1 protein-coding gene is annotated in these 1000 nt (G+C 74.4%); it reads left to right on the top strand.

Features of this window, described 5'->3' with window-relative positions; all coding sequences use genetic code 11:
* Window positions 1-982 (top strand): ATP-binding SpoIIE family protein phosphatase (locus EF903_RS32925; RefSeq protein WP_148142661.1); only part of this gene is annotated, 982 nt, incomplete at its 5' end.
* Between the last annotated feature and the right edge of the window lie 18 nt (window positions 983-1000).

The following is a 1000-nucleotide window of genomic DNA, read 5'->3' as shown; positions in this document are numbered from 1 at the left end:
GCGGACGGCCGTGCACAACTTCTCGACGCTGGACATGGCGCCGGACGAGCTGCTGGGGCACCTGGACGAGCTGATCGACCGGATCGACCAGAACGAGTCGGGTGCGGCGGGCTCGGGCTCCAGGGGTGACGGGTCGGCGGAGCCGGCGGGGATCACGGGGGCGACGTGCCTGTACGCGGTGTACGACCCGGTGTCGGGGCGGTGCACGATGGCGAGTGCCGGGCATCCGGGGCCGGCGCTGGTGTGGCCGGACGGGCGGGTGGAGTTCCCGGAGGTGCCGGTCGGGCTGCCGCTGGGGGTGGGCGGGATGCCGTTCGAGGCGGTGGAGCTGCGGCTGCCGGAGTCGAGCCGGCTGGCGCTGTTCACGGACGGGCTGCTGGAGGACCGGGACCGGGACTTCGACACGGGGTTGGCGATGCTGGGAGAGGTGCTGGCGCGGCCGGGCCGGCGGACGCCGGACGAGGAGTGCGCGGACGTGCTGGCGGCGCTGCTGTTCCCGTCGCCGAGTGACGACATCGCGCTGCTGATCGCGGACACGCGGCGGCTGGAGGCGGACCGGATCGCGGAGTGGGAGGTGCCGCCGGATCCGGCGGCGGTGTCGCGGGTCCGGCAGGCGAGTGCGGCGAAGCTGGCCGAGTGGGGGCTGGGCGAGGTGGCGTTCACGGCCGAGCTGATCCTGAGCGAGCTGGTGACGAACGCGATCCGGTACGGGAACACGCCGATCCGGGTGCGGATGCTGCGCGACCGCAGCCTGATCTGCGAGGTGTCCGACGCGAGCAGCACCTCGCCGCACCTGCGGTACGCGGCGACGACCGACGAGGGCGGCCGCGGGCTGTTCCTGGTGGCGCAGTTCGCGGACCGGTGGGGGACGCGGTACACGGAGCGCGGGAAGGTGATCTGGGCGGAGCTGCCGCTGACGGCGGCCGCGGAGCCGCCGGGTCCGGCGCCGGACCTGGATGCGCTGGAGGATCTGGCCTGGTGAGGGGCGGTGGGGTGGACG

The sequence above is a fragment of the Streptomyces sp. WAC05292 genome (genome assembly GCF_003949955.1).
GTDB classification, from domain to species: domain Bacteria; phylum Actinomycetota; class Actinomycetes; order Streptomycetales; family Streptomycetaceae; genus Streptomyces; species Streptomyces globosus.
The sequence above is the reverse complement of the archived record's forward strand: the minus strand, read 5'-3'. Positions and strand labels throughout refer to the sequence as shown.